General features: G+C 67.5%; 3 protein-coding genes. 2 read left to right on the top strand and 1 reads right to left on the bottom strand.

Features of this window, described 5'->3' with window-relative positions:
* Positions 1 to 53 precede the first annotated feature (53 nt).
* Positions 54 to 2,228: a GmrSD restriction endonuclease domain-containing protein gene (locus FHL79_RS05265; RefSeq protein ID WP_138757578.1), complete on the bottom strand. Its 2,175-nt coding sequence runs from the start codon at positions 2,226 to 2,228 to the stop codon at positions 54 to 56.
* Positions 2,229 to 2,535: 307 nt separating this feature from the next.
* Here FHL79_RS05265 and FHL79_RS05260 point away from each other — a divergent pair, with 307 nt between their 5' ends.
* Positions 2,536 to 5,334 (top strand): helicase-related protein, encoded by a 2,799-nt coding sequence (locus tag FHL79_RS05260; protein WP_218938332.1) that lies wholly within the window; start codon positions 2,536 to 2,538, stop codon positions 5,332 to 5,334.
* Positions 5,334 to 9,953 (top strand): DNA methyltransferase, encoded by a 4,620-nt coding sequence (locus tag FHL79_RS05255; RefSeq protein ID WP_138757576.1) that lies wholly within the window; start codon positions 5,334 to 5,336, stop codon positions 9,951 to 9,953. The genes FHL79_RS05260 and FHL79_RS05255 overlap by 1 nt, the downstream gene beginning before the upstream one ends.
* The last annotated feature ends 11 nt before the right edge of the window (positions 9,954 to 9,964 follow it).

Below are 9,964 nucleotides of genomic sequence, written 5' to 3'. Positions count from 1 at the left end.
CGCCTGCACGGCGAAATCGGCCTGATCCCACCGGCCGAACACGAAGACAACTTCTACCGGCACAACACCGCGGCGACTACCGTCGCCGCGTCAGTTCCGAGCCTCCACTGAACCCGGGGCGGGACACCCTCGGCCAACGGGGCCTCCGTGGTTGGCCGCACTGGCGGCTCGACAGGCTCCATCCCCAGCAGGTCAGCGATCTCGCGAGCAGTGAGCCGTTGCGCCGGGTTCGCCCGCTTGCCGGTGAAGGTCACCCCTTCCCGCTCCAATACGTCGATGGGGTCGTCGGTTCGCTCGGGATCGCCCCACCGGAACTGCGGAGAGATTCGCCCTTCCGAGTTCAGGACCCGCCAGGCATTCGGCACGGGCTGGGTAGCGAGGTGGGCACCGACCGGGACCGGGTGGCTGCCGATCAGCTCCGCCATGTCGCCGTAGGTGGTCCACGCTCCCTCAGGGATGACGCTGCACGCCCTCCACAGCAGGGTCCAATCGCGCCCCTCGTCCCCTGACTCTGCTCCGCGCTCGGCCGGCCCAGGCCACAGCGAGATCATCCGTTCGGCAAGCACGTCGGCGCGCTCGAGGATCTGCTTCTTTCCCCAGCCGGGAGCTTCGGCAATCTCCCTGTTCATGCGCAGCGCACTCGCCGAGAGGATGTCCTGCTTGCGTTGGAAGGGGCTGTTCGAGAGGCGGGCGTTCTCCGCGGAGAGGGTCAGGTTTCCGAGTGTGTGCACAACCAGGTCGTGCAGCTGCTGCGGACCGCCCTCGTCGGTCACTTCGTCCGACAGAAGGGCAAGCCATTCCTCCGTGGCCGTCTGCGGGAGCACATGCTCGATAGTCAACTGGGCCTTCGCGAAGTCGACCGGCTCGGCTGCCCGGTAGCTCTCCTCCAGCCGGCGCAGGACGAAGACCCGCTGTGGCCAGCGACCGATCCAGTAGAAGGGGCGGGTCCGGACACTTCGCCGGAGCTCGGCATCGCTGGGCCAGTAGCGGCGACGCCCAGACAGGTAACGCCGGACGTCTGCGGCAGCTCCGGAACTCTCACCAACGGCCGGCGAAGAGGCGTTGAAGACCCGGTTAAGGTTGTTGGACGGCACCTGGCAGACCATCCGGCGAACGACGTAGCTCTCGACGTAGCTGAGCGCCTGGGCCACCTCCGGAGCGGTCGTGACCCCGCGATCGAGCAGGTCGAGCAGGTGCATGATCAGGGGATAAGACGTCTGGGCGTTCCAATCACGGAGGCGCTGGAGCCCCACTCGGAGTTGCTCGTCGGGCTCCTTCTCCGGGTGGAGAACGCGTTCCAGGTGACGCGCACGCCGCCCCAACTCGGCAATCTCTCGGACGACGCCCTCTTCGTCGTCTGCATCGATTCCCTCCAGGCGCACTTGCTGCGCCCGGTAGATCTCCGACTGCTTAACGGTTTCGTTGCCGCGGATGACGAGGTCCAGCCAAACGAGCAGCTCCAGTTCCGAGGAGCTCAACCGGTCTTGCATCGGCATCCAGATGTCGCGGTAGACGTCTTCGCCGCGAGTTGGGAGCCGCATGAACAGGTAGTTCCGCAGGAGGTCCGCTTGGCTGAGCTTAAGCCCGGTGTTGTTCAGCGACTCGAAGATCCGGAAGACGTTGTCCCCGCGGTCAGCAGTGATCTCGACGATGGACAGACCCGAGCGGATCACCTGCTCGATCCGGTTGATGTCCTCCGGGTCGTCGGGGTCGTCCGCCTTGACGAGCGCCGTGCGGAAGAACTGGTAGGCCTCGGCGATGCCGCCCGTCGACCCGATGTGCTGCGTGTTCCCCAACACGAGTGACCGGAAAGCCTCCCGGTCGGCCTGGGTCGGGAGCAGGCGAAGGTGCTCGTCGCCCGTGCGGAACTCGTTGACGAGGTATTGCCGCGTGATGCGGTCGGCCGTTGCCGGTTCGGTGTCCCGCACGTGGTCCCTGATGGCAGCAAGAGCCAGCATCAACGTGGTGAGGCGCTGCTGCCCGTCCACAACCAGCCATCGCTGCACTCCGCCGGCGGACAAGGTCGGGCTGGGCGCCAGCACGATGGAACCGATGAAGTGACCCGACCGACCGCCGGGGTGAGCCGACGCCTCTGCCTGATCGAGGAGGTCGCGCCACAGCTGCTCGAGCTGCGCGAGCTTCCACGCGTAGGTGCGCTGATAGAGAGGCACCTGGAACTGCTTTTCCCCTTGAACCAGGTCCAAGAAGCTGACCTCGTGCGCGCGCATGCGACCCCTGACTTCCGTCCCCGCCGGTTCCGGTGAGGCTCGTCGGACGTTAGATCAACGGAGGGCGCTCCCGCGGGAGCTGCGTCACTTCCGTGGCAGTGAGATACGGATGGTGCCGCTGAGACGCGGCACGGACGTACCGGGCAGGGCGCGCCCTCTCAAGGTCTCGAAAAACGCCCAAGTAGCTAGACGCTCGTGGCTGCTCACCTACTGTCGTCCAGTCACACGCCGTCTCGGGGGGAGACTCATGTCCGCTACCGCTGCTCATCCGGCCGGAAGCGTCGTCGTGGTTCGAGACGAGGAGTGGGTGGTCTCGTCCACCGAACCCGCCGGCGATGGATGGAAGGTCCGCTGCGTCGGCCGCACCGAGCTGGTGCGCGGCATGGCCGCCACGTTCTTCACCGGGCTTGACACCATCGAGCGGCTCGACCCCGCCGAGGCCGAGCTCGTGCAGGACACCTCCCCGGGCTTCCGCCGCAGCCGGCTGTGGGTCGAGGCGGTCCGGCGCAAGACACCCATGCCGCTGCACGAGCCGGGCCTCACCGTCGCCCAGCACATGCTGCTCGATCGCAACGAGTACCAGCGCCAGGCAGTCCAGCGCGCACTCGACCCGGCCCGTCTCCGCCCCCGGCTGCTCATCGCTGACGCCGTTGGGTTGGGCAAGACCCTCGAGATCGGCATGACCCTGGCCGAGCTGCAGCGCCGCGGCCGCGCCGACCGCGTTCTGGTCGTCACGCCTCGGCACGTGTTGGAGCAGATGCAGTTTGAGCTCTGGACCCGCTTCGGCATCCCGCTGGTGCGCCTGGACTCCGAGGGAATCGCGCGGGTTCGCCGCGATCTGCCCGCCAGCCGCAACCCCTTCACCAAGTTCCCCAAGGTGATCGTCTCCATCGACACCCTGAAGTCGGCCCGCTACCGCGCCCACCTCGAGCACCACCGGTGGGACGTCGTCGTCATCGACGAGGCGCACAACCTCGCCCGGACGGCGACCCTCAACAGCCGGCTCGCCCGCACCATCGCGCCCAACACCGAGGCGCTCCTGCTGGCCTCTGCAACTCCGCACAACGGGGACCCCGAGTCGTTCGCCAACCTCGTGCAGCTGCTCGACCCGATCGCGATCGCCGACCCGAAAAACTACGAGCTCAGCGACATCGAGCACCTGTTCATTCGGCGGCACCGCAACTCACCGGACGTCGCCCGCGAGGTCGGCACGACGTGGGCCAAGCGCCCGGCCCCGCAGGTGCTTCCAGTCCAGGCCACCACAGCCGAGGACGCCGTCGCCACCGAGCTCTCCACCGTCTGGCTGCACCCAGCCGAGGGCAAGGCGCCGATCACCGGGCAGGGCCGGCAGCTGTTCCCGTGGACCCTGGCAAAGGCGTTCCTCTCCTCCGCCGACGCCTTGCTCGAGACCGTGCAGAACCGGCAGAAGACGGTGGCCGACAAGGGTGAGACGCACACCGCGGAGGGTGCTGCGCTGGCGAGGCTTGCTGAGCTGACCGAAGCCGCAGCTCGCGAAGGTTCAGCCAAGCTCCGCGCCCTCACCGACTACCTGCGGGGTATCGGCGTCGGCAAGGGCAGTGACGTTCGCGTGGTGCTGTTCACCGAGCGGCTCGCCACTCTGCGCTGGCTGCGCGCCAAGCTGCCGAAGGCGTTGGGCCTGAACGACGACGCCTTCGCCGTCCTGCACGGGAGTCTGCCGGACGCCGAGCAGCTGGACGTCGTCGACCGCTTCGGTCGCTCGGCCACCCCGGTGCGGGTACTGCTCACCGGCGATGTCGCCAGCGAGGGCGTCAACCTGCACAAGCAGTGCCATCACCTCATCCACGTCGACATCCCGTGGAGCCTCATCCGGATCGAGCAGCGCAACGGCCGCATCGACCGCTACGGCCAGGTGCACCCGCCGATCATCACCACGCTCGCGCTCACCACGTCCGACGACCGCTTCTCCGGGGACGTCCGAGTGATCAGCAAGCTGCTGGACAAGGAGCACGCCGCCCACGCCGCGCTCGGCGACGCGGCCAGCCTGCTCGACCTGCACGACGTCGGCCGCGAGGAGGACGCCATTCGCAAGGCGCTCGCCGACGGCTCATCCCTGGACGACGTCGTGCCCCAGCCGGAACAGCTTGGGCCCAAGGTGAGCGGCCTCGCCGTCCTCGCCATGCTCAAGGCGAAGACGGACGCTGCACCGCCCAAGGTCCCGGAGGCCGACGAGCACGGTCTGTTCGGCAGCGAGCTGGCCTTCCTCCGCGAGGCGTTGCACGAGGCGTTCCACGAGCCAGGTGCCGCGCCGGCCGACGGCGGGGTCGGCTGGCGCGAGCACCCCGATGACGACGTGGTGGAGCTGGTCCCGCCGCGGGACCTGATGGCTCGGCTCGGCTCGCTCCCGCAGAGCTATCTGGCGGAGCGGAAGGTCCGCGAGGGGTTGGTGCTGGCCACCACTCGCGAGGCCGCCGACGCCTCGCTGCGCACCGCACGCAACGACCAGACCACACAGTGGCCCTCCGCGCACTACCTCTCCCCGCTGCACCCGGTGCTCGACTGGGCCGTCGACCGAGCACTGGGTCGGCTTGGCCGCAACCACGTGCCGGTGGCGCTGGCCGACGTCGATGCCCCCACTGCAATCACCCTGGGCACGCTGAGCAACCGGCGTGGGCAGGTCGTGCTGCGCACCATCGTGGCCCAGGAGTTCGGCGCCGCCGGTGTTCCGCCGATCGTCTCCGAGGACGTTGCGTGGCTGCTGGAGCACTCGGGCTTCACCAAGGGTGGGGTGAACACCGGCGAGCCGATCGACCTCACCCGCTACCAGTCGCTCGTCCCCCGCGCGGTGGCCCAGATGAACGACTACATGTCGGCCTTGCACTCCAGCCGGGTCACCGCGTTGACCGCTCCGATTGAGCACGCCGAACAGCGCATCGACGTCTGGAGCGCCCAGGCTGAGCAGCTTGCCGAGACCCGTGCCCCCGCGCAGGCTGCTCGGCTACGCCGGGAGACCGAACGCAACCGCCGGACCGCGACCGAGCTGGCCGCGAGTCTCACGGCCCGCCCCGATCCGATGGTGCGCGTCCTGCTGCTACTCCTCCCCCACACCACCAAGGGAACACGCTGATGTCCGCTTTCGACTCCATCGTGGTCGGCAACGACCTGGTCTCCGAACACTGGCTCGCCGAGCAGTTCCCGGCCACCGTCAAGACCTTGCGCACCGCCTGGGCCGAACGCGAGAGCTACGGCAAGGAGACCCCCCGCTCCGGTCTGCGCGCGTTGGCTGGCACTTTCGTCGATCGGCTCACTCGCATCCGAGAAGCTGACGCTGCCGGCCGCGACACCACGGAGCCGCTGAACGCGCTGCACACCGCCGTCCGAGCGGCGCTGCAGCTCCCCGGCGACGAGACCTCCTGGACCGGTGACCGGGGTGCTGCCGAGCTCACCGTCGACGCCATCGCGCTCGGCTCCCCAGCCAGCACGCCCCTGCTGGTGCTCCAAGCTCGCGACGCCCTCACAGTCGAGGATCTCCTGGACGACGAGGACGACGACGCAACGGGCCGAGGCCATCTGCTGCACCCGGTTCAGCTGGGCAACGAGACCATTTCGGCCACTGCGACGGCAATCAGCGAGATCTTCCAGACCGAAGAGCCCCCGGCCCTGGTGCTGGTCACCGCCGGGGCGTGGCTGCTGCTTGCCGAACGGGAACGCTGGCCCGAGGGCCGCTGGCTCGCCGTTGACCTGGCAACCGTCTGCGACCGTCGCGATGTCAAGGCTGCCGGCGAGCTGGAGACGGCCGCCGCGCTCGTCTCCGCCGACGCACTGCTGCCCGCCGACGATGGCATCGCGCTGATCGGCACCCTGCTGCAGGAGTCGGTGAAGCACGCGGTTGGCGTCTCCCAGGATCTGCGCGACGGCATCCGCGAGTCGATCGAGCTGCTGGCCACCGATGTGCTGCACCGCCGCCGCGCCCAAGGCATGCCGGACGACATCCCGGATCTCGCCGCTGACCTGACCCGCCAGTCCCTGCGCTTCCTGTACCGGATCCTCTTTCTGCTCTACGCCGAGGCGCGGCCGGAGCTGGGTGTGTTGCCGGTCAAGACGCCCGAGTACGCCGAGGGCTACGGGCTGGACCGGCTGCGCGAGCTGGTGCTCACCGAGCTCACCACCGAGCAGGCCCAGCGCGGCACTCACGTCTACGAATCGCTGAAGACCCTGTTCCGACTGGTCAACGACGGCTACCCGCCGGAGACCCTGAGCGCCCAAGGCACTCGGAACGACGAGTCGGTGGACGACGGCGGCGAACTGCGGTTTGAAGCCCTGCGCGCCGATCTCTTCTCCCATGACGCTGTCGCGCTGATCGACGAGGTCGGACTGGGCAACCGCTGCCTGCAGCAGGTGCTCGGCCGGCTGCTGCTGTCGAAAAAGCAAAAAGGCCGCGATCGGGGCTTCGTTTCCTACGCCCAGCTGGGCATCAACCAGCTCGGCGCGGTGTACGAGGGCCTGATGTCCTACACCGGCTCGATCGCCACGGTGCCCTCGGTAGAGGTCGCCAAGGACGGTGACCGTAGCAAGGGCTCGTGGGTGGTTCCGCAGGCCTCGACCGCAGGCTTCGACGAGTCGTGGTTCGTCCGGACGACAGACCCGGAGACGGGCGTGGTCCGCAACGTCAGCTACGCACCCGGCGATTTCGTGTTTCGACTGTCGGGCTACGAGCGGCAGCGGAGCGCGAGCTATTACACGCCCGAGGTGCTGACCCGGCTGGTGGTCGACCACTCGCTGGCCGAGCTGCTCGACCAGGACGGCCGGACGACGCCCGCGGCCGAGCTGCTCAGTCTGACGATCTGCGAGCCCGCACTGGGGTCGGGCGCCTTCCTGGTGGAGGCGGTAAACCAGCTTGCCGAGCAGTACCTCAAGCGTCGGCAGGCCGAGTTGGGTGAGCGCATCGCGGCCGAGGAGTACCCCGCCGAGCTGCAGAAGGTGAAGGCGCACATCGCGCTCCATCAGTGCTATGGCGTCGACCTAAATGCCACCGCCGTCGAGCTGGCCGAGATCACCCTGTGGCTCGATTCCATGCACCCGGGCTTGCGTGCGCCGTGGTTCGGCCTGCACCTGCGCCGCGGGAACTCGCTCATCGGCGCCCGCCGCGAGGTGTACTCGAGCAAGGAGCTCGACAAGAAGGCCTGGCTCACCACCGTGCCCACCGCTCGTCCACTGGTCACGGCGATCAAGGCCGGCGAGGTTCACCACTTTCTGCTGCCCGCTGCCGGGTGGGGCGCGGTGGCCGACACCAAAGAGGCCAAGGAGCTGGCCCCTGGCGCCCGGGCGAAGCTCGCGGAGTGGCGGAAGAAGGTCACCGCCGCCCTGTCGCCGCCGGAGCGCAAGCGGCTGGCTGCGCTAGCGCAGCGGGTCGAGGTGCTGTGGAGGATGGCGTTGCGCCGGCTGGAGATTGCCGAGGCCGAAGCCCGCCGGCACATCGACGTGTGGGGCGCCGACGACCTGCGTGCCGGGTCGGGTGCGGTGCAGCGGGAGCAGATCGAGAAGGTGCTGACCGACCCGGAAGGCGTCTACCAGCGGCTGCACCGGGTGATGGACGCCTGGGCCGCGCTGTGGAGCTGGCCGGTGACCGCTGAGGTCGCGCCGCCCACCCGCGAGCAGTGGCTTGTCGCGCTGGAAGGGCTGCTCGGCATCCCGGCTAGGGAGAACCCCAAGCACGGGGACGCGACGTTCTTCTCCGACCTCGCCAGCTGGGACGACCTGGACCGCGCCGAGCACGACGACGGGGCTGTGGCCGGCGCCCGCCCGCTGGCCCGGGTGCTGAGCGAGCAGCCGTGGCTGCGGGTCTGCGAGCAGATCGGCCGCCGTGACGGGTTCTTTCACTGGGAGCTTGCCTTCGGCCCGGTCTTCGCCCGCAGCGGCGGCTTCAACCTGCAGCTCGGCAACCCACCCTGGGTACGCCCGGACTGGGACGACGCCCTGACTTTGGCCGAGAGCGACGCCTGGTTTGGGTTGGCCGACAAGCCTGCCGTAGCCGACATCCGAGAGCGCCGTGCGCTCGTCCTGGGATCCGCTGCCCGTACCCAGCGCTATCTCGATGCACGGGCGGCGATCGCTGGATTGAGCGACCACCTCGGCAGCACGGTTGACCGTCCGCTTCTTGCGGGCCTGCGCCCCGACCTCTACCGGTGTTTTATGGACCGCACTTGGCGATTCATGGCACCAACCGGTGTCGTTGGGCTAATTCATCCAGAGTCACACCTAACCGAGGCTAGGGCCGGTGGCTTGCGACGCATGACCTACCGACGACTTCGGCGCCACTGGCAGTTTCACAACGAATTTCGCCATTTCGAGATGGGGCACGCGCGAACCTTCGGCGTGCACATTTACGGGCACGAGCGCGACCCGCGGTTCCTTAATGCGTCATCTATCTTTCAACCGAGCACCGTCGAGCGATCCCTTGAACACGACGGGAACGGCCTTGAACCTGGTGTTCGAAATGACGAAGACACATGGGACATTCGACCTCACGGCAACCGGATCATCACCGTCGATAACAACGTGCTGGCGGATTGGGGTGCCCTCATCGATGAGCCCGGTACGCCTAGCGCAGAGGCTCGCATGTTGAGACCCGTCACCTCGTCGAGCCAAGCGGTGCTGAGCAAGCTGGCGGCCGCTCGGCGCTTCGGAGCGAACGACTTTTCCTGGACCTCCGGCTGGAACGAGACAAGCGACCGGCAAGCAGGATACTTTAGCGGACAATCCGCAACGCCGGCAACGTGGAACGACGTGATTCTTCAGGGCCCACACATTACCGTCGCCACCCCGTTCGCTAAGCAACCAAACCCAACGATGCGCAGCAATCAGGACTACAGCCCTTGGAACCTGGAGTCACTACCAGAGCGAGCCCTCCCACGCACGAATTATCAGCGCGCCAAGACCGCGGAGGAGTACATCTCTGGTTATCCGAGGTGGAACGGCAAGTCAAACAACGCATTTTTCCGACTTGCCTGGCGTCGCATGGCCGACTCGGTCACCGTTCGAACCTTGCACGCAGCGCTAATTCCTCCGGGCGCAGCGCACATTCACGGCGTACTGTCCCTTGGTGACATCAAGACGACCGACCTGGCTATCGCGGCTGGCCTGTGGTCCTCGTTGCCTGTCGACTTCATGGTCAAGGCCAGCGGTTTCGCCGAGCTCAACCAATCGGTGATCCGTCGCTTCCCGCATCCGCGGGAGCATGTACTCGTTCCTGAGCTAATTCTGCGAGCGCTACGGTTGAATTGTCTGACTGCCGACTATGCGCCGCTGTGGGAGGAGCTGTTCGATCTCACCTGGCAGCAGGACTCCTGGACACGCGAGTTGCCGGCCTCCGCGATGGGCGACGTCCAAGCGCAGTGGACGACAACCACCCCCTTGCGGAGGGACGCGGAGCGCCGGCAAGCACTGGTCGAGATCGACGCGCTGGCTGCAGTAATGGTCGGCATCACCGCGGAAGAACTGTGCGCGATCTACCGGACTCAGTTCGGCGTTCTGCGCAAGTACGAGCGAGTCATGCAGATGGACGCCAACGGCCGTCAGGTGCCCGCGGAGGTATTGAAAGAGTACGCCAAGAAGGGTGAGAAAGCCGACCTGGCCCGGGCGGCCGGCGGCGTGTGGCAGCTCCCCTTCACCGGCGTCGACCGCGAAGTCGAGATGACCATCGCCCACGCCGAGTTCACCCGCCGCGCCTCAATCCGTCAGTCATGACTCAACCAAGC

Origin of the sequence: Modestobacter altitudinis (assembly GCF_005930475.1) — a bacterium.
GTDB classification, from domain to species: domain Bacteria; phylum Actinomycetota; class Actinomycetes; order Mycobacteriales; family Geodermatophilaceae; genus Modestobacter; species Modestobacter altitudinis.
The sequence above is the reverse complement of the archived record's forward strand: the minus strand, read 5'-3'. Positions and strand labels throughout refer to the sequence as shown.

Excerpts from the sequence above, each read along its gene's own strand:
- FHL79_RS05265 (WP_138757578.1), bottom strand. The coding sequence starts at position 2,228 with ATGCGCGCGCACGAGGTCAGCTTCTTGGACCTGGTTCAAGGGGAAAAG.
- FHL79_RS05255 (WP_138757576.1), top strand. The coding sequence starts at position 5,334 with ATGTCCGCTTTCGACTCCATCGTGGTCGGCAACGACCTGGTCTCCGAA.